1 protein-coding gene is annotated in these 23,123 nt (G+C 55.9%); it reads left to right on the top strand.

Annotated features, from left to right (window positions below):
* Positions 1-53: 53 nt before the first annotated feature.
* The gene (locus tag ACR0L1_RS01525) at positions 54-22,970 is read left to right on the top strand and encodes an LEPR-XLL domain-containing protein (RefSeq protein WP_480856798.1); all 22,917 of its coding nucleotides are present in this window, start codon (positions 54-56) and stop codon (positions 22,968-22,970) included.
* The last annotated feature ends 153 nt before the right edge of the window (positions 22,971-23,123 follow it).

The following is a 23,123-nucleotide window of genomic DNA, read 5'->3' as shown; positions in this document are numbered from 1 at the left end:
CCCTGAGTTTTTGTAAGCCCGTTCGCGCGGGCTCGGGTCGGGGGGCCGAAGATATGTCTTTTCCGTTTGCTGCCAAGGCGCCGTGTGCGTCGTCTTCACCTGAGGGTTGGGGCCGGAGGCTAAGAAGGGGTTTCGCAGCCGATAAAAGACGCCGCCGCCGTCATTGCGCGCGCGATGCGGCAACACGCCTGATCTATGAACCGCTTGAGCCGAGGTTGCTGCTGAGCGCCGATATTATGGCAGTTGATCTGACCGGCACCCCCGATGCCGAGTTGGACAATTCGCTGCTGGTGCGCCTGATCGAAGAGGCTGAAACGATCGGAGATTACGCCGTCAGCGTATCGATGATCGAAATCGTTGATGAAGACAGCGGCGACGTTCTCCAGACTGCCGAACTCGACGGTATTCGTGAAATCCAAATTCTGACGGGCGAGGGGGATGACCGTGTCCGCATTGATGTCGGGTCCTTCGGCGATCAGTCTCTTCCGTCGATTTCATTTGATGGTGGTGTCGGAAATGACGAACTCGTTCTGGACGGTGGTGCGGGCAGTCAAAACTGGACCATTGATGGCGCAAATTCCGGCGCGCTTGATGGCATTGTCGATGGGACGTTTGACGACGTGGAAACCATCATCGGCGCGGACACGACCGACGACCATTTCACCTTGTCTGACCAAGGCAGCCTGAGCGGCGGCCTTGAAGGCGGCGATGGCGGCCATGATGTTCTGACTATTGACGTGTCACAGATTGAATCGTTGAGCTATGTTGCGACCGGATCCCACTCCGGCAGCTTTGACATCGATGGTAACATTCTGGCATTTGACGGCCTGGAGCCGGTAGAAGTCACGGCCATATCTGGCTTGATCAATATCGAAATTGACACCAGCGACGCAGGCACCACTGACTCAGATAATCAGGCCATTCTGCGCGAAAACACAAATGGCATGTTTTCGAACGATTTTGAGCTTGTGCCGCTGGATGGAAGTTTCGAATCCCTGCATTTCGACGCGCCTTCATCCGGCATCACCATCGATATGGGGGACGGCGACGACGTTTTGTTTGTCGGTGATCTTGGTCAGGATCTGACATCCAACCTGACCTTGCAGGGCGGTGAAGGCAACGACATGATCATCTTCCGCGATGATCTGGTGATGCCCGGCCAGTCGCTTATCGCCAATGCTGAGATTATTTCGGTTGGCTGGGACTATACTATTTCGCAGGCGGGTACTGGCTGGGATACCGGTGACAGCTATTCCGGGGTTTCGCCGGACAGTGCGAAGAAATCTGATACCACAACAGACTCAGACGGTTCCGGGCTGCTGGCGGACATCTATACCGACGACAGCGGTGATGTGTTTATCCGAATTACGGATATCGGCGAAGGGTACGAAGATGGCGATATCCTGACATTTGATGATCCCGATGGCAGTGGTGTATCGTTGAAAATCACCCTCGACTTTTCCGCTGTAACGATCGACACGCGCGATCTGAATATGGCGGGGGACGAATCCATTGGAAATTCGGGCGACATATCTCTTGGGCTCTTTGTTACTCAGAACATCAACTACACCACGCATGACCTGACCGAAGATCTGGTGCAGGGCGATGTTGTGCGCGTCGAAGATGACGAAACGCTGCTGGGATTCACCGACAACGCGTTTGCTGATCATGTCACGGCCGAGGCCGGTTTGTTTGACCTCGACATAACCGGAACAAACACATTCGAATTGCTGATGGGCGAAACAGTCTATGTGGATGTCTTCGGCGTCGACCCCCTGTCGATCTATTCAAATTATACGCCGGGCACTCTGGATCATCTCTATGAATATATTGGTCCGGACGACCTGACATTCGACCTGACAACGGCAAATTTCAACGACGAAACCAAATGGTTTGATCTGGGTGATGCCGACGATTTGCCTGATCCATTCATCACTGGGTTCGCGGGGTCCGGGCTGGTGGACGGTCTGTACGAATTCCAGCAGGCCTCGGATAGCGATGTTGACCTGAATTCCGAAGATTTCACCTTTAGCTCGCGTTGGACCTTTTTGGGCACAATCCAATCCGTCGGTCAGGCTGCCGAGGTCATAGTCGTCAACGACAACTCCAAGCTGTTGGCGGGCGAGGTCGGGACCACCGCATTTGACGCCGGAGACGTGCGGCTGAAGGTCGAACAAGTCGGCGGATCAACTTTTCAGGGATTTGCCGATATTGACACATCGGATGTGTCGATCATCATCGGAACCGGGGTAGAGATCACCGGCGACGTGATGGAGCTGAACGCGCTTGCCGACAACTCGCGTGTATTTCTGGATGGTGAGATTCCCGAGGCCGATGCCGATGGAAATCTGGATCCGAATTTCTTTCTCGACAGCGTGACATCATTGGTCACTGGCCTTGAAGGCTTCTCGCTTTTCGGTGGTGTGGCGATTTCAAATGCGTCCGCCACGATTGACGTTGCGGATGGGGCGTCTTTTGTCGGCGGCTCGTTCTCTGCCATTGCTGAGGCCGAGGTTGAAGCATCGTCCGCCCCCATCGGATTGGGTCTGGGCGTAGCCGTCGCGGTGGCCAATTCGAATGCGAATGTGACCTTTGCCGGTGATGTAAACGTATCCGGTGATATCTATATCCGTTCAGGAACCGACAATACGCTGGATGCGCGCGGCGACGCGGGCAACTTCCCAGTGGCGGTCAAGGGTGCCTCGATCGGCGTTGCCGTCACTGTGCTGGAATCCAATTCGACGGCTTGGGTCACGGACGCGGCCATGCTGACCGCCGGTGGCCTGCTGACCGTTCGAGCGGATACGGTGGACCGAAATGTCACACTTGCCCGCTCGCGCACGGATTCCGAAGGCACGTTGGGCATTGGCGTTGCCGTCAAGGTCGAGAATGGCGAAACGAACGCATGGCTAGATGGTACAGCAAGCGCAGGCACGGACGTTGTTGTCGAAGCGCTGACTTCGACCGACACGATTGACACCAGTGCCTTGTTCATTCTTCCTTCCGTTGTTTCGGGAGTTTCGGCAGTTGCGGGTGTTGGAACGGACAGCACAGGCGATTTGCTGAAAGACTCGCAGAACGCAATTACATCAAGCAAGATCAACACGCTGAAAGAAAAGGTCGGAGCGGCAAGCGATGCCGCCGACTCGGGATCCGGCGGTTTGACCAGCAGTTTTGACTTCGGCGCTGCTGTTGCGATTGAAATCGACAAAAATGTCGCCTCGGCCAGAATTGGTGATAGTGATACAGCAGGGGGTTCCGGAAAAGTCGTTGCAAAAACCGGCGATGTGACGGTGCGCGCAAGGGTCGAAAATCGTCCTGACATCACGGCGGCGTCTTCGGCAACGCAGGAAACGGTCGCGTTTCCGAAACCGGAAGGCGCCACGGGCTCGAAATTCGGCGGGTCTGCTGGCGTTGCGGTGGGCGAATATGTCAACGATGCGCAGGCCCATATCGGGGATGGTGCAGCTGTCGACGCGGCCGGGGCCCTGACGGTCTCTGCCGAAGCACTCAATGATTACACGCCGCAATATCTGGTCGATCTTTTCGAAGCGGCGACCGCGTTCGATAACAACCCGGATATCGACTACGACACGACGGATACGAATGTTCAGCTTCAAGAATTCGACATCGTCCGGGCCAACCCGGCGTCGCCCGGGTTGGGCACTGCAAACCATGCTTATCGGTATATCGGCTCTGATCCGCTTGACGTAGCCAGCTTTGCAGCAGTGGATTTCACCGATGCAACCGCATGGGAAGATCTGGGCCTTCTGGATGTCGATCACTATTCGCGCGACGGATCGGTGGTCGTTCAGGACGAAGATATCGTTCGCGTTTCGGAAGAACATCCCGACGACAAGGGTGAAGAAGGTGAGCTCTACCGCTATATCGGCAGTTCGCCGGGGGCCTCGATCAACCTTTCTGTCGAGGATTTCACGGATGATACCGAATGGGAATCTATCGGTGCGTTTGGAGCAACCGAGACGATTGTGTCCGTCATCGAGGAGCTGACGGGCTATTTCAACTCGAACCTGGGTGTGAATGGCGGCCTTGTCGACAGCTGGAGCCAGGCAACGGCGTCATCCGACGGTCTGGCCGTCGCTGCTGCGGTGACAGTTCTGGATCTTGACAGCATCGCCAAGGCCTGGATCGGCGACAACGCCCAGATCAATCAGGACACCAGCGTTCTGACAGGTGTTGCACGGACCGGCGGTCAGACGGTAACGGTCACGGCCACCAGCATTGCTGACGCAGTTCACTTTGCGGGTAATATTTCGCTGCCGAGTATTTCCACTGGCGGATCCTCAACTGGGACGTCGACATTCAATGTCAATCCGACATTGGGTGGTGTCGGGTCATCCGGTGGTAAGGGCGGCGTTGGCATAACTGTTCTTGTCATTCTGCACGACAACGAAGTTGCGGCCGAAGTACGCAGCGGTGCGGTTGTTTATGCCGATGACATGGACGTTGTCGCGGACAGCAGCGGCATGGCGATCTCGGTCACCGGGTCGGGCGGAAAGTCCGACAATTTCGGCTTTAACGGCGTAGTTTCGGTGTTCAACTTTGATAACTCGACCCATGCTGTTGTCGAAACCGGTGCACAGCTGACCATCGGTTCGGCCAGCGTTTCGCCGACCTCGATGGATATCGATCAGAGCCTGAATGTTTCTGCCACTGATAGCACGCAACTAATTCAGCTGACCGGGGCGTTATCCTTGGGTAGCGGTGTGGGTGTTGGTGCGACGGTTTCGGTCAATACGATCGACCGGGATACGCGCGCTGTAATCGGAAACGCCGATATTGCCGTAAGCATCGACGGCGTCGACGACGACACTCAGGCAAGCACGCCCTCAACCATTGCGCAGACTGTGGATGCAGTCGGCGACGTTTCAGTGTCGGCCATCAACACCGGCCTGATCGTGGCAGTGGCGATTTCAGCTTCGGTCAAATCTGACGCCAGCCCTGATACCGATTCCGCGACAAACCCGGGGGCGCAGACCAACAGTAGAACCGGGTCCAAATTCGGGGCGGGCGTGTCAGCCAATGTGTCGATCAACAACGTAAGTGATACAGCGCTGGCTTATGTACACGACGCAAATATAGACGCGGCTTCTTTGGATATTGACGCGTCCAACGATACGTCGATCTGGGCGTTCTCGGGCTCGGTTGCCGTGACCGTTTCACAAGGTACGTCTGCCTCGCTTGCCGGTGCCTACAGCCAGAATACCATTGATCTGCGCACGCTGGCGATGATGGACAATGCGGATGTGGAAACCGGCACCGGTGCCATCACCATGGACGCCGTATCGGCAAGCGGCATCTTGTCGATTGGGGTGTCGGGTGCAGTTTCGACCTCTTCCAATTCACTCTCGATCGCAGGGCAGGTGTCTTACAACGACATCGATATGATGACCTCGTCACGGGTGGTGGACTCGGATGTCGACGGTGGAAGCCTGAGCCTGACGGCCTACGATGAAAGCGAGATTTTCTCGATCGCGGGCGCGGTCGCATTTGGCGGCAAGGCCGGGATCGGAGCCTCGGTCGGGGTCAACCTGATTTCGAACTTTGACAGCGGTGAAAAAGGTATAAGCGCCTTCATCAAAAACTCGGACGTGGATGTCGACAACGACGTTTCGCTCTCAGGGTTCTCGGGGACACAAATCATTGGTGTAGCGGCTGCCGTATCGGCGGCGACAGGACCTTTGGCGGCCAGCGTTGCCGTCGTCGTAAACGAAATTGACGTTACCACCCAGGTCTTTATCGAAGGCAAGCTGCTGGATGGCCTTGATGCCGGCGGCGATGTCTATCTGAGCGCATATGACAACGCGGCTATCGGCTCGGTGGCAGGTGGCGTCGGGATCAGCGGCGGTGCCGCGGGCATCGGCGCATCAGTGGCTGTCAATACGATCACCAACGACACGTCCGCGAAAATTATTGGCGATGCGGATGTCGATGTAGATGGTCACGTGATTATGTCTTCCACCTCGGACAGCTACATCCTGTCAGTTGCTATCGCCGGTGCGGGGGCATCGACTGCCGCGTTCGGCGGATCGGTTGCAATCAACTCGGTTGGCACGACCGCGGATATGGCAACAACCGAAGCTGTCATCGGCGGCAGTGCCCAAATCGTTGCCGACGGCAATGTCATCCTTGCGTCGCAGAACAACGCGATCCTGACAACAATCGCCGGTGCCGTCGCCATTGCGGGCACAGCAGGTGTGGGGGTTTCCAATTCGACAGTTGTAACGGCGCGCGAAGTTCGGTCTGAGATCAAGGGCACGGCCAAGGTCTCCGCGCTGGGTAATTCCGGTGCTGACACTGTTCAGGTCGGGCGCGACGGGCAAAGGTTTACAGATTCAACCTTCCGCGGAATATCAGTTACAGCCGAGGCCGAACTGGACGTGGTAACAATTGCCATCGGCGGTGCCGGCGGTGGATCTGCGGCAGTGGCGGGTTCCGCCACGGTTTCGACCATTGACGATTCGGTCGAGGCTCGCGTCGCGTCCAATACCAAACTCAATGAAAACAATAATGGCGCGAATGCGGATCAGGGGATCAACATTTTTGCCTATAATCAGACGGAAATCATCGGATCGGCCGGTGGCGTTTCCGGTTCCGGCACGTTCGGCGGTACCGCTGGCGCAGATGTCGGCGTTATAGATAAATCAACCATAGCCGAACTGTCTTCGGTCGACGCGAACGCGAGAGACCTGATATCCGTTCAGGCCGTTTCTAAAGAAGATGTCGTTTCTCTGACCGCCTCCGTCGCGGTGGGCGGTACGGTCGGTCTGGCCGGCGCCGCCGGGGTTTATCTGTTTGGCGAATCCGGCACCGACCCGATTGTCACGCGTGCATTTATCGGAGCAAATGCCGATATCTTTACCGAAGGAACCGTTGTTGTGGCGGCGGACCAGTCGACTAACGCGGACTTCTTCGTGGGGGGGGTATCGGCAAGCCTTGGCGGAGCCGTGGGTGCAACCGCGGGCGTTTCCGTCATCAACAAGCTGACGGAAGCCTATATCGGCGACGACGCAACAGTGATTGCTCGGGGAACGTCGGGGCGCGATACGGGGCAATTCGCGCTTGGGTTAGATGCTGCCACTTATTCGAACGATGACGCTAGCGACGAAAACGAAGTTTCCCCTCCGTCGGGATTGAGCGTGGGCGACGAGAATGACGACGGCACGGCAGACAGCTCGAATGAATCGCTGTTTAAAGATCGCAACGTGAATGTCGATTACGAAGCTCGAAACGGGATCTCGGTTACAGCGACCAATGCAGATGAGTTTGAGGCCCTGATTGTCGCCGTCGGTGGCGGCGCAGTGTCGGGGCAGGTTGCCGCGCTTGTGGTTGTCGGGGATGTGGCCACGCACGCCTATATCGACAACAACGCGACCGTAACTGCGTCAGGTGGCGCAGGGTCCGGAAACGTGAATGTAGCAGCGTTGAACGATTATCATGCGTTCTTCATCGCCGCGCCGATTTCGGTTTCGCTGGCGGGCGGTGTGTCTGCCGGCGCGGCCGTGAATGTGCTGTCACTCGATACACGCGCCGTTATTGGCGACGACACCGATATCGATGCGGATCATGACTTGCGCCTGGTTGCAGAAAGCGATCAGGACATTTTGGTCACGGCAGCGTCTGTTGGTGTCTCTGGCGGTATCGGCGTTGCGCTGGCAGGTGTTTATGTCGATCTGACGTCAACCACGCAAGCCTATGTGCGTGACGATACTCCGGATGCGACAGGTAACGACACCGGGATCGACAAGGACGGCGACAACGACGACAGCGGTGCATCGATCAAGGCCGGGCATGACGTGATTGTCAGCGCGGATGATGATTCCAGTATTCTCAACATCGGCGGGGCACTGGGCGTCGGGATCGGCGGCGGCGGTGTTGGGGCGGGATTTACAGTGGCAACGATTTCCAAAGATACCGTTGCCTATATCGGCGATTATGCCGAAGTAGATGCGTTGGCCGGAAGTATCACGGGTGCGGATCTGCCGGATACATTGAACAGCGGCAGACCGTCCAGCCTGACGGGCGTCATCGTTGCGGCTGACAGCAGCGAGATCATTGACAGTTTTGCCGTTGCAGCGGCCGGTGGTTCCTTTGTCGGCGTGGCCGGGGCTGTGTCGGTTATCATCGTGGACAGCGATACGACAGCGGGTATCGCCAGCAACACCAAGATCAACACCCTTGACCAATCCAACGCCAGCACGAACCAAGAAGTGTTTGTAGGTGCAACCAACCGGTCCGAGTTCTTCTCGATCGGTGCAGGCCTGTCCGTCAGCCTTGGTGGCTCAATCGGGGCGGGTGTGGATATCGGCGTTGTCAGGAATGATGTCAGCGCGTACGTGGGCGGTGAAGTCAATGCAAAGGACCGCGTCGTCATTGATGCTGATTCCGAAAAAACCCTGCTGTCCGTCGCCGCGACGGCCTCGGTCGGGGTTGCGGGGATCGCGGCTGCGGTTTCGGTTTGGTCCGTGGGCAGCGATTTCAGCGAAAGCGATGTAACCGGACGAACAAATGAAGATAACGACTCGGTTGTCAGCGGCGATGATTTGGACGACGTGGAAGATCTTGCCAATGACAACGCGGTTCCCAGCGACCTAACATCGACCCTTTCGAATTACGGTGACGACAACAGTTCGGGGTCGGGCGACAATTCCGATCCTGAGAATGACGCGTTGATGTCCGGCGCGATGGGCAGCGCCTCGACCGCGCTTTCGGGCTCTTCGCCTTCAATTTCATTTAGCGACACCACATCTGCCCCGGGTGTGTCTGCCTATATTCTCGCGGGTGCGGATATTGATGTTGGCAATGATATTGTTGTCGAAGCCGATGAAAATATTCAGCTAAACGTTCTGGCAGGCGGTGCGGCGGCTGGCCTTGTGGGCTTTGGCGCGTCCGTTTCGGTCGTCAATGTATCCAGCAATGTGCAAGCCTATGTGGAAGACGGTGCAAACGCGGCATCCGGTGCGCGATTGGAAACCGGTGGGTCGTCTGGCGACGACATCACGCTGCGGGCCAACTATTACGAACGCACGACAGTCACATCTTTTGCCGGTCAGGCTGGCCTGGTCGGTGCCGGTGGCGCGTTGGTATTCGTCGAGAGTAATTCGGTCCAGTCCAGCTATATTGGCAACCACACCAACATCGTCGATGCAGGCGGGGTCATACTCGACAGCGACGCCGATATTGGTGTCACAGCCCAAACGTTGCAGGCGTCGGTTGGCTTAGTCAGCGCGGGAATCTCGGTTGCGACAGCGAATGCCACGCATTCGACAACCGCTTCCACAGGCACTGATGTCACGATGGGTTCGGATGCCGACAAAATTCGTACGCTGGACATTACCGCCGACAGCACAATCAACGTAACCGCTGATGCCACGGTCATAGGCGCATCACTTGCGGCCTCAGTATCGGCGAATTCGTCCACTGCGACCGCGACATCGACCGTAAGAACCGAGCTGGGTGCCCGGACAGATATCTCGGCAAGTGGGGATGTTCTGATGCGTGCCCGCGCATCTGGAAATGTGATTTCTGACCTTCAGGGCACAACTGTCTCGGGTCTTGCCTCAATCGCTTCAAGCAATGCCACTGCGATCTGGACGAATACCGTCACGACTGAATTGAAAAGCGATGTCGAAATCGTAGCGGACGACGTCGAATTCGAGGCCTTCACCAACCACAATGCCTCGGGCACTCTTCAGAGTAGCAATAAGGTCAGCGCGGAAGCGACGTCATCATCTGCCGCGGCCCTTGCGTTCGGTGACGGCACGGTGGTCGATGCGCGGCAGATCACAGATGCCAAGGTCACGATCGGTGCAGGGGTGGTGATAACGGCTGCTTCCCTGACCGGGACCACAAAAACACGAAATAACGTGGACGCAATGGTCGATGATCTGGCTGCTGGCGTTATAGGAATTGGTATTCCGATTGCAAACGCATTGATCGACAATGAATCCGAAGTGACGACTAAGGATGCCTCGTCATCCGATAAATCAATCTTCAATATCTCAGGCACTTTCCGTTTCAGCGCCAACAGCGACAGCGACGCGGACGCGATCATAGAATCTGAAGCATACGGATTGGGCGCGGCCTCGGTTGGGTCGGCGACTACCACCCTTTCAAGGAACGACGTTTTCGCATTTGTCGGCAAACATAACCAGATCGGCTCAGATACTGCGCGGACTGCCAAGGTCGAACTGCTCACTGACAATGCAATGAACCTTGATGCGGAAATGGAGATTACTGCAGCAGGTGCCGTAACCTCAATCCGAGGGAACGCTACGGTCAATGCCGGTGGGGCAGGTGCGGCCGATGGGTTGAACAAAGTTGGTATCGACGACAACTCGGAAATCTACGCCACGGACGTAGAATTCTATGCCAAGGATGATGGTCTGGATATTCGGGCGCGGGCGGATTCCGACGTCGATTTTGCGCTCGGTGGGAATGTCGATGCCTACAGCATCGGGGACGTTCGCAGCGAAACACTCGTTTTCATCGGGGCCGATGCGCTGGTTGACGCAGAAGAGAATGTGGATCTGTTCTCAAAACAGTTTGGCGTGAAAACAGATGTGGATGCGTTGACAGCAATTTTGGGTGCTTCAGGCAACCTGACGTCCGATGCCACGGCCGACATCCGAGCCAATTCCAACATTACCGCCGAAAGTGGTGCGGTTGTAACCGGGCGGTTTATTGATGTCGAAGCCGAGACCCAGCAGTTTTCGGGCGACTATAGCCGGGTTGCGGAAACAGATGCGGAAACGGTAACCCAACTGGTCGCAACGGTCGTCGGCGAGACCTGTTCAGTGGTGGTCGAGATTTTCACACTCGGTTTGGCGGATGGGGATGAGGTCTGCGAACCCGTCATCGAGTTCGTTGAAGAAGTCATTCAGGCGGATTCCGATGCGTTCCGCCGCGGTTCCGAAGTAAAACAAAGCACGATTACCTGGAACGCGGACGTTAATGTCAGATCCGAACTGAATCCTTTCATCCACATTGATGAAAATGGCGTTGTGACCGGAAATGTAACCGGCGTCAGTGTTGATAACGTTGCCGAAACCGTCACTATCCCGGACATTCGGAATACTTCAACGGGTACGTTGCGTTTTGACGCAACCGGTGGCTCTAGCAAAATTCTAAGTACTGAGCCTGTTATTGTGAACCTTCTGAAATCCTACGAGTCGGTCACGATCATCAACGAGAGTGACTACGATCTTGTGATTCAAGGGATTTCTGTTTGGAATAAGAACCAAACAGTCAACGATATTTCGATCGACGTGGCGATTCAGACGGATTTTCCACAGCTTACGTCGGCCACTTTTGCGACGGCCTCGGATGGGTATCTGATCGAAACGAATTTTGATGATTCCGTCGTTGATATTTCCGCGACTGGGACCGGTGACATCCTGTTCAAAGGCGCGGATACAATTGTCACACAGACCGTTGGGGGCGTTGTTCTGGATCCGTTGCCTGCCTCGGTTGAAAACCCCGGAGGTACGACTAATGTGACCGCCGCAAATGGCGACATCCTCATGACTTCGGGCGATGATGCGACATTGCACACACGTCGTTTGAACTTGTCGGCGGTCAACGGGCAAATCGGGGAGACGAAAACCGTTGGAAATGGTCAGAACGCCGTGGATTATGGCGCCATCCGGGTCGAGTTGATTCAGGCCACAGACGGCGCGACGCCGTTGGATGCCACTTTCCTGGCGGTGGCCTCCGGTGACATTGACGTCGAGATCACAGGCATTCAACGCGACAGTCGCGACCTGTCCCTTTACATGGAAAAGGTTGAATCCACCTCGGGCGACGTGGACCTGACCTTCCTGCAACCGCTTAGCCAAACTTCGGCAATTCAGTCGGTTGGTGTCACGCAGCGCGTTGTCGACGTGGTCGGCGGCACAACGGTCACTTTTGATGCCACCACGCAGACGACCGATACCTTCACGTCGACAAACCATGGGTTCGAAAGTGGCGATCTGGTGGTTTACCGGGCGAATTACAGCGCCGGCACCGCGATCAATTTTCAACCGGGTCTGACAATTTCCAATGATGAAATCGACTTTGGCGTTGCCCATGGACTTTTCACAGGGCAGGCGGTGATCTATTCGGCTGACGCTAATTCCATGGACGCTTACCTGGGTACCGAGATTGGCGGACTGACCGATGGCGGAACGTATTTCGTCATCTCAACCGGAACAAACACCATCAAATTGGCGGCCAGCTACGACGACGCCATTTCTGGTTCGGGTGTGGAAATTACGCTGGATGCTGATACTGCGCAGTCCGCGCAAACGTTCTCGCCCAGTTCCATCACAACCGCTGCACCCAGCAACGTGTTCGATCCGTCGACGGCTGTTTCAGCGGATTTGACCGTTCTGGAATTTAATCCAGAGTCAGATATTGGTGAATCGCCCGCGGTGGCTGTTTTCGCGCCCGGGATCGATGTGGAAATCGCTACAACGGAATTCACCTTCGATCCTGCAAATGCGGTTGATGCGGCTGATATCATCACGCTGACCGCGAACCATGGTTATGAAACCGGTGATGTTGTTGTGTATTCCACTGGCTCAACTGCTATTGGCGGGCTGACGTCTGGGGTTCGGTACTATGCGATTGTCGTCTCGGATACGACGCTGAAACTGGCCGCCAACCGGGTCGATGCGCTTGCGGGCACCGCGATTGACTTGGATGAAGCGGTTGCGACAGGTACGGACCATATGCTCCAGAAACCTTCGCAGGATACCATTCGGTTTGCTCAAGCCCATGATTTCGCAAATGCCGAGGCTATTACCTATGACGCAAACGGCTTTGCGCCCGTCGGCTCGACAACGTCGAGCTTGATGGATGGCGGTGTCTACTATGCGATTGTCATAGACGCCAACACGATCCAGTTGGCGGTCGATGCCACGAATGCCGGGGCGGGCACAGCGATTGCGCTGGATCCGGAAATCGGGTTCGGCTCTGGCCATAGCTTCACCGGGTCGGTCGGTGCGGGCGTGGTGTCTGACGGCATTGACTTCGGCGCAGCTCACAACCTTTCAACGGGCGATGCCGTTGTTTATTCGAACGGCGGCGGCGGTAATACAAGCGTCGGCGGTCTTGTCTCAGGCCAGACATATTATGTAATTTTCGTTGACAGCAACACGATCAAATTGGCGACGTCAAATGCTAACGCGACCAATGGAACCGCTATTGATCTGGACGAAAGCTCGGCTGGTGTCGTCGAGGGTGGAATGGCGGGCGGTTCCCACAGTTTGACTATCGTTTCGTCGACCGCGCCCAATGCGATCACGACCTCAGGTGCCCACGGGTTCAGCACTGGTGATGTGGTCATTTACTCGCACGGCGGGGACACCGCGATCGGCGGTTTGGTTGAGGGTGCATCGTATTACGTCATCGAGATCAGCAATACCGTTGTTCAACTGGCCGCAACGCTGGCCGATGCCAATCAGGGCAAAGCGATTGATCTGGACGAAACGGCCGCAACGGGAACAAATCATTCTCTGACCGCGCCGCAGACTGATCCTGCGGATATGATTACTTTTGCCTCAGCGCACGGGTTCACAAGCGGGCAGGCTGTGCAATACATCCGCTCGGGCGGAAGCACGGATGTCGGCGGACTGAATAGTGACGGTACCGTAACCTATTACGTCATCGTGATTTCGGATACACAGATTCAGCTTGCTGCATCTCGGGCCGCGGCCACGGGGTTCAATACCGACGGAACGTCAGCTGGCGTCAATCCAATTGACCTTGATGGCACAGTTGCAAATGGATCTTCTCATACGATCGTCGCGGTTACGTCTGATCACTCTCTGACTCCTTCGGGCGATATTGGGGGTCTGGTCTCCGGTCAGACTTACGAAGTTGCCAACGTGACAATCGATATGTTCCAACTTGTTGTACAAGGTGAGTCTACACCGATTGCCTTGGACGAAACCCTTGCCCTAGGCACCGCACACACGTTGATTGGTGACAGCTATACCTCCTCAACGGTTCAGCGCAGCCAGATCACCTTTAGTTCCAGCGATACGGACGCCGATATTCTTGCGTGGAAACCCGGCGACACTTCGGTAACCGGCATCAAGGCAGCGGGTGATATCTCTGTTTCGGTGGCGACATCGGGCGCTGGCAATGTGATGACGGATGTTTCTCTGACCGGGAATATTGACGGCAGCGACACCGGTCGGGTCGATATTCATGTGACAGGGCTTGTTGACCTTGATGAGGTGTCTGGTGATTTCCGCATCGGTACGATCCGCACGCTGAACGGGGATATAACGCTGCGCTCGGTGACGGGGGACATCATTTCCGTGAGCGGCGGGTCGCTGGATATCTATTCAGATACGCGCGGCATTGTCACGCTGATTTCGGACCTCGGAGCTGTGGGCGAGGCTTTGGATTCCCTGAAAGTGGATTCCGCATCTCTTGTCATTTCTTCTAAGAATTCGGTTTGGGTGGATGAAACCGACGGGAATATGAATGTCACTTCGGCGATGTCCAGCGATGGCAACATGACGCTTCGGGCGATTGACACAAACGGCGATATCGTCATCAACAAGATCGAAGCCCGCAAAGGTTTTGTCACGCTGACGGCCGAACGCAGCATCCTAGACCACGCCAATGATGCAGTGGTGGATATCGAAGCGAACACTATCGACCTTGAGGCGAAAACCGGGAGTATTGGCGTTGCTTCGAATGGGATCGAGGTCGACTCCAGTTACACCAGCAGTGGTTTGATCACTTTGGACGCGGTCACAGGCGCGACCATCGAAGAAGTTGCGGCGGCTCTGAATGCCGGTGCGATGGTCGTCTCTGCTGGCGTTTTGGCATTGAAGGTGCGCGGCAGTTCCGCATCGGGCGAAGATTATGTCCAGACCGGTTCTAACACGGTGTCGGGTTCATCCGGCGTAACGATCCAGGCTGGCGATAACCTGACTTTGGGTGCGAACGCGTCGATTACGTCATCGGCTGGCAATATCTCGTTGTTCGGCGATTTTGGGACGCCCGACCCCGATGGGGCGGGAACAATTATGTCACTGAACGGTATCGTCAGCGCTAATGGTACTGTTTCGATCCTGACCGGAGATGATGCGGATACCGTCACCATAGCAGGGAGTGTCACCGGCGGTGGTGCAGTATTGCTGTCCACCGAAGAAGGCAATGACATTGTCACGGTCAGCCTCGGCGGGATTCTGAAATCGACAGGTGCCGCTCTGACATTCGATACAGGTGATGGTGCAGATGATGTGACTATCGCCGGTTCGGCAAACGGTGTTTCAGCCGTCGTGCAGATGAAGGATGGTAATGACGATCTGATCGTTTCCGGTAGCTTGGCGGCGACCGGAGGGCTCGCCCTGATCGCAATGGACGGACTTGGCGATAGCGGCGACGACACGGTAACCATTCAGGCCAACGCATCGGTTACGGCGACAGGCGCACTGAACTTTGAATTCGGCAATGGCACAAACCTCTTGGACATTGATGGAACCGCAAGTGGGCAATCTGTCCTTGTCGCATCTGGGACAGGCGTCGATACGGTTGATATCGCGGGGAATTCGCTGACGACGACCAATGGTAATCTGATCATGTTGCTGGGCAGTGGGGCAGATGTGGTGACAGTGACCGGGCTGGTACAGGCCATTGGGGGAAAGATCGACATCAATACGGGGTCCGGCGGAGATACGGTAACTATCAGTGGTACCGTGGACGCGAGCGGCGATCTTATCCTGAAGACCGAAGGTGGCGATGATACGCTGACCATGCAAAGCACCGGCCTTATGGTGGGCGCCAATGTGGTGATCGATACAGGCGCGCAAAACGATACAGTCAGGGTTTTGGCTGGTGGGCTGGTTAATGCAGATACTGGCCGGTTCGATCTGGACCTGCAGTCTGGTGCGGACGAGTTGACGGTAAATGGCGAACTGCGCGCTGTGACGGTGCTTGATGTCACCAGCGGCTTTGGAACGGACATCGTATTCGTTGACGGTGAGCTTGATGCGCCAACGATAAATCTGGCGACAGGTGCGCAAAATGATCTTGTGACACTGGACGGTGCTGATCTCAACGGATCGGTTGATGTGTCGTTGGGCGACGGAAACGATACGTTCCGCGCGTTGCTTTTGCCGACACCGACGGAAATCGCCATCGGTGACATTTCCGTAGATGGTGGGGCTGGTTCGGATGACTATTACATCAGCCTGACTGGTATCTCCGATTATCGGATGACCATTGCAGATACCGGCGATCTGACCGCCGGTGTCGATGAGCTGGACGTTTCGCTGACCAACAACGCCGATATTTTCTTGATCCGCGAAAACTTCATGGCGTTGCTGCAGGATGGTATGAGTGGCCTTAACAGCACCTATGAACGTATCGACTATGACGGCAACTTGAACGAAAGGGTTCGTGTTCGCGCCTTTGACGGCGATGATGCGTTTTATGTCGATGATACGAGTGCTGTGTTTACCATAGATGGCGGTCTAGGGGCCGATGCTTTCCAGATCGGTCAGGTCTTCGGGCATGATCCGAATGTTGAAGGAAACCTGATGAGCGAAGACGCGATCGCAGTTCAGCCGCTGGATTCCGGCTTCCTGTCGCGTGGTATTTCCCTGCCGATGGTTATCTACGGTGGCGAAGGCAATGACGATTTCTCGGTCTTCTCGAACAAAGCGGACCTTCGCCTTGAAGGCGAAGGCGGCGACGACAATTTCGTGGTGCGTGCCTTCGTTCTGGGGACTGACGTAACCGAAATCGACGGCGGTGTCGGGTCCGACTTTATCCAGTACAACATCAATTCCCCGGTTTCGATCGAGGGCGGCGATGGCACGGATCAGGTGATCGTTGTTGGCACCAATCAGCCTGATAACTTCCTGATCACGCGCGACGGTATCTTTGGTGCAGGCCTGAGTGTTACATTCTCGGGCGTAGAAGTAGCCAAGGTCGACGGGCTTGAAGGCGATGACAAGTTCTTTATCCAAAGTACCAATAAAGACGTGCTGACTATTGCCGTTGGCGGGCTTGGATCAGATACGTTTAACGTGACTGGCGATATCACCGGAACCATCCAGGCCTCGGAACTTGAAGGTGCCAGATCTTCGGTGAACCATGGGTTCAATACCTCGGATGTGGCATATTCGGATGCCGGGGCTGTCGGTATTGATCTGACCGTTGCAAATGCGGTCGACAACCCGATTACAGTAACAAAAACTGGCGCGGATACATCCGTGTTTGAGGACGATGCACTTAGCATAGACAGCTATGATATCTCGCTAACCTCGGCATCTAGCGAAATCGTCTATGTCACAATTTCCGCCAGCCTCGCCTCGTCAACCGTCAAGGGCAAAGACCTGTCTTTGACATTCGATAGCGCGGCCGGAACCATAACGAATGATGGCTCGGACTGGGCTGCCTTGGGCTTTGCTGCGGGTCAAACTATCGAAGTAGTTTCGGGCACGAATGCAGGAAATTATCAGATCGCTTCGCTGTCCGGAACCGTACTGACAGTTGTGTCCGGGACGCTGACCGATAGTACCGAAACAAGCGATGTTGTCGGAACGAAAATCGAAGACGAGGGGTCCCAGACGATCGAAGTCAGCACGGACGGCGGAAGTACCTGGGCGCGCGCCTCGGTACTGGAATTCGCGGCCGGCGAAACCGGACCGAAATCCGTCATGGTGCGGGCTGTATCCGACATCGTGCAGGAAGGTCTGACTTCGGTCTTCATCGCACATGACGCGCAATCCGAAGACGCGAAATTTGACAACGCGACGATTTCCAGCATCGAGGTTCTTGTCAGAGACGACGATGTCGGTGGCGTGCAGATCGTCGAAACAGACGGTGGGACGCATGTTCTGGAAGGAGTGGACGGAGTTGATGACAGCTACACAATTCGGTTGACCAAAGCGCCGACTGCTGACGTGACCGTTGTTGTGGCAGAAGAGCCCGGCTTTGATGGCTATCTGGAGTTTTCGCTGGACGGGGCGACGTGGAACACGACATTGAATGTCGATTTCGATGAAACCGACTGGCAAACGGACAAGACGGTCTTTGTACGCGCGACCCTGGATTCGGATGTCGAAGATGACCGCAGGATTTATGTGCAGCATTCTATTGTCAGCACTGATACACTGTTTAACGGTGCAGATGCGCCTGAAGTGGTCGTCTTGGCACAGGATGATGACAAGGCGGGACTTTTCGTTTCACAAACCGATGGCGACACACGCCTGATTATCGGCGACAGCGCCGCGACAGATCGCGACGACATCTATACGATCCGACTGACGCAAGCCCCGATGGATTCCGTTTCGGTGCAACTGCTGCTGGGCGGAAAAGTCGACATCGTTTCAGCTTCGACTGTCGGTTTGACAGATGACCGGCTGGTCGATGAGTTGACGACGGACGCGGATGGAAACCAGATTGCCGTCAAGGCGATCGTCTTTACCGCCGACAATTGGGATATAGGGGTCGAGATCAAGCTGTCCGGCAACCTGGATGCGAATGGGACAATCTCAGATACTGCGGCCAGCCAAAACCTGCACCTTGCAAATGCAATCGAAGGGCAGATCGATATCATCGGCGGCGTCGAATTCGGCTCGGATTTCTCGCTGACCGAAGCGGTGGTACTGCCTTATGAAGATGCGGGTGGAATCCCTGCGGGCGATACCGATAGTTCGACGACCGGCAGCGATGAAACTGAAAGCATTGATGCGATCAACCTGTATGACGACAGTTCGGATGAAGATCAGACGGGTTATCTGAAAGGGCTTGACGCAGTCCTATCCAGCAACCTGACTTTCAGCGACACGACGCCCGAGATCGAAAAAGAACGGTCCTCGCTGACGGGTCTGGATATGCGTATCGGGATCAGCTTCCGTGATATTGAGATCGCCGAGGTTCTGCTGGGTGATGGCAACGACATGTTCTTGGTGGATGGCCGACATCAGGCGGATGGCGATCATGGCGGCGTGATCGTCGTCCATGGCGCAGGCGGTGGCGACACCATCACTGTTCGGGACGGCACAAGCCCGACAGATGGGTCGGATGCACGCGTTGTCATCTTTGGCGATACATCAGAAGACGCAGAACGCTATGATGCGACGCGCGGCGTGCCTTCGGATGACGCAATCGGCTTTGTCAATCCCGGCAATGACACGATCGACGCGTCTGGCGCAACTTTCACGGTCGCCATTGATGGCGGCGACGGAGACGACACTCTGACCGGCAGCTCGGTTGGCGATCACATCGCCGGCGGACGCGGCAATGACACGATCACCGCCGGAGATGGCGCGGACCATATCTACGGCGACAACGCGTTCAACTTTGCAGCCTACGCGCGCGATCTCACGGTGGTCAATCTGGACGAAGCGGGCAATGACGAAATCGACGGCGGCGAAGGTGCCAACATCGTTTTCGGCGATATGGGTCAGATTGATCAGGTTGCAGGCACTGTCAGACTTGACACCACGGCCGAAGTCATCGCCGTTTTGACAACAGTTCCCGCCCTTGGCGGCGTTGATCGCATCCGTACCGGCAACGACGATGATATTGTTTTGGGCGGCAATGCCGGGGACGAGATCGATGTCTCCGAAGGCAATGACATCGTTCTGGGCGATCATGGCGTATTGACCGGGGAAACAACCGGTTGGACGGCGATATATGCGACCGATGACGCAGAAGGCGGTCGCGATAGCGTTCTGCTGGGCGGCGGCAACGACATCGCCATCGGCGGTGCCGAGATGGATCTGGTATTTGGCGAGGCCGGAAATGATCTGATCTTTGGTGATTTCGGTCGCCTGGACGCGACGCCAGCAAATTACATCACAGGCGATGCTCTGCCGCTTGATACAAAAACGCCGACGTTTGAGTTTACGTCGATCTTTACAACGGAAATGTCCGGAGCGGGCGATATCCTGTTTGGTGACGGATCGCCGACATATGATGGTCTTGTTTTGCTTCCCGGGGAGGGTGATGGCGACGACGTCATTCTGGGTGGTCAGGGCGGTGACGTTATTCACGGCGGCTATGGCAATGACGATCTGATCGGCGGGCATAACGTTGCCGGCGGTCATGACGGCGGGGACCGGATTGATGGCGGCGGCGGCGCCGATGCGATTGCCGGTGACAACGCTGAAATCACCCGCAAGGCAGATGCGATTTCTCCCCGGTTCCGTGAATTGACCAACACCGGCGAAATCTACGGTGAGGACGGAGACGAAGATGGCCGCGCGTTGGTAGAAACAACGTATCAGGCCAATCCCGACGCCATCAGCGAACGGACGATCCTGATCCTCGACGCTGCCGCATCGGCTATGGATAGCGTGGCGCTGTATGGCGATGATTTCATCGCCGGTGGCGCGGATGACGACACTATTTTCGGCCAGTTCGGAAATGACACGATTCAGGGTGATGGCGGTATTGGCGGCGTTTCTGTGAACAACGGCACAGCGATCAATGAAATGAGCGTGCTGATCCCAACGGACAATCTTGATGATATCGCCGCAGGTTTCACTGCTGGAGCAGAGCGTGATAGATCCGTTTTGGATGGTGTTGATGAGACGACCGGTTTGCTGAACATTGATACCTCTTTCGAGGTCAACGCTGCCATGAACGCAGCCAACGACGGCGATGACTACATCGAGGGGAACGCAGGCGAGGATGTGATCTTTGGCAATCTGGGCCGCGATGACATCATCGGCGGGTCATCGGATTTGTATGGTCTGACCGATCCCGCGGAACGCCCCGATGGCGATGATTTCATCTTTGGCGGCGCTGGAACGCAGATTGATCGCGACAGCACGAACGATCTGTCAAACGCTCAGATCCATGGCCGCGACAGCGATGTGATCGTTGGTGACAACGGCAATATCTATCGCTTGGTCGAAGACACAACTGAAAATGGTCCCAACGCGCCAGCTACGGCAGAGTATCTGACCTTTGCCTATGATACGTATGGCGAGACCACTCGGTTGCTGCCTCGCGCGGTTGAATTCCTCGACTATACCGAAGGTGATCCATCTGCATCCGGTACAATCGGTGGGAATGACGAAATTCACGGCGAAGACGGAGACGACACAGCCTATGGCATGTCGGGCAACGATGTCCTGTTCGGGGAACGTCAGAATGACGATCTGATCGGCGGCACCGGCAACGACTGGATATCCGGTGGTGCGGGCGTGGACGGAGTGATAGGTGATGACGGTCGGATTTACACTTCGCGCAATGGAACGGCCGAGGATCTGTACGGAATTTCGGCAACCAGTGAGGAAGTGATCTCGATCCGGCAGAACGGCCAATATGCAGTGATCAACGTCACGGGTGAGTTGAACAAAAGCGTCAACATCACCCCGTTCGAACCGGCGATCATCGACGACAGCTTTAACGACATCATATTCGGTGGTCTGGGCGACGATTTCCTGCACGGGGCTGCGGGCGATGATGCCATATCGGGTGCCGAAGCCATCGACGTTGGCTATGCCATTGACGGCGCAGGGACGGTTTATGCCACCGGATATCTGCGGCCGTATGCAGCAGACGACATTCTGGACTACGGCGTCAAAGCCACGGGCGACACAGAGTTCTGGTTGTTTGACGAAAACAACCCGCTGGTCAAAATTACGTTGCAAGTCGACGGCGTAGATGTCGAGTTCTTCCTGAACAACAACGCGTTGGAAGGGCCGGAAGACCCTCGTTCTTTGATTGATGCAACCGTATATACCGACGGTGACGATCGCATTTTTGGCGATTTGGGCAACGACTGGCTTGTTGGCGGCACCGGGCGCGATAACCTTTATGGTGGACGTGGCGGCGATTTGTTGAATGCGGATGATGACCTGACCTCGGGCACGAACGGGGACAATCAGGCCACGGACACAAGTCCGGGCTATGAAGATCGCGCATTTGGGGGCGCAGGTCAGGACATTCTGATCGGAAATACCGGGGGTGACCGTCTGATAGACTGGTCGGGTGAATTCAATAGCTACTTCCTGCCGTTCAGCGCGTATGGCGAGCCGACTGTGTCGCGGTTGCTGTCACCGGAACTGCCTAACTTCCTTTACGCCCTGTCCGAAGCCGACGGTGCGGACCAGACATTGGGAACCGGCAATCGCAATGGAGAGCCATTTGGCGAGTTGGGTTTGGTGACCCAGAAAGATGCGGATTGGAACAATCAAACCGGTGCACCGGTCGATCCACAGCCAGGTACAGGAAACGCTCCGCGTGACGTGAACGTTACGGCCGCTGCAGGCGGGTTCAACGATCTGACCAGTCCGAACGTCAGTGGCGACTTTGGTGCAGTTGCAATGCCGCTGACAGCGTTTGCCATGGGAACTGGCGGTGACACAGTTTCGCAGTCCGAGGCAGAAGCGGCCTTTGAAGATGCTGTGAACTGGTGGTCGACCTATGATCCATCTGTTGCCGCCTTGCTTGGAACCGTCGATATCGTAGTCGCAGACCTTGACGGTCTGACGCTTGCGCAGGCGTCAGATGGTGTTATCACCGTGGATGCGGATGCTGCCGGACATGGCTGGTTCTTCGATGCCACACCGGACACGGATGATGACCTGACCGACGATGAGATGGATCTGTTCTCGGCGATGGTGCATGAAATCGGCCATTTGCTGGGATACGAACATGGCGATAACCAAGTCATGGAAGAAGTTCTGTTTACCGGTGTCCGAGTGGCCACTGAGGAAACCGAGATCATGAGCGCTCAGATCCTGCCATTCTCAACACCGACCGAGGGTAATTCCAGGGCGCCAAAAGGTATGATCGACCAGACTCCCGCGCTGTCTCGCGGGCCGATGGTCACGCAGGCAAAATTGGGGAATGTAAGTTTCTTGATGGATGGCGATACCGGTGACCTTGTGCCCGATTTTGACCTGTACGACCCGCATGAGCGCAGAAGCACATTCGAGTTTGATGCAGTGTCCGGAATGTTGGTTAAGTCAGGTTGATGGTTCGGTAAGTGTAGAACTGCCCGGTGTACTTCTACGGTATGTGTTGCAAACTTTTGGAATGGCCAAACAAGAGACTTATTGGACACACTCATCCAGCGATCTCGGCAAATAGCCGTAAGCGAGATGTCGTAGTGCTGGGAATTTCTGCTT

It is taken from the genome of Ruegeria sp. J8 (assembly GCF_056531925.1).
Note: the sequence above shows the minus strand (reverse complement) of the source record. Positions and strands in the feature narration are given on the sequence as shown.

Coding starts and splice junctions, on each gene's coding strand:
- ACR0L1_RS01525 (WP_480856798.1), top strand. CDS start 54: ATGTCTTTTCCGTTTGCTGCCAAGGCGCCGTGTGCGTCGTCTTCACCT.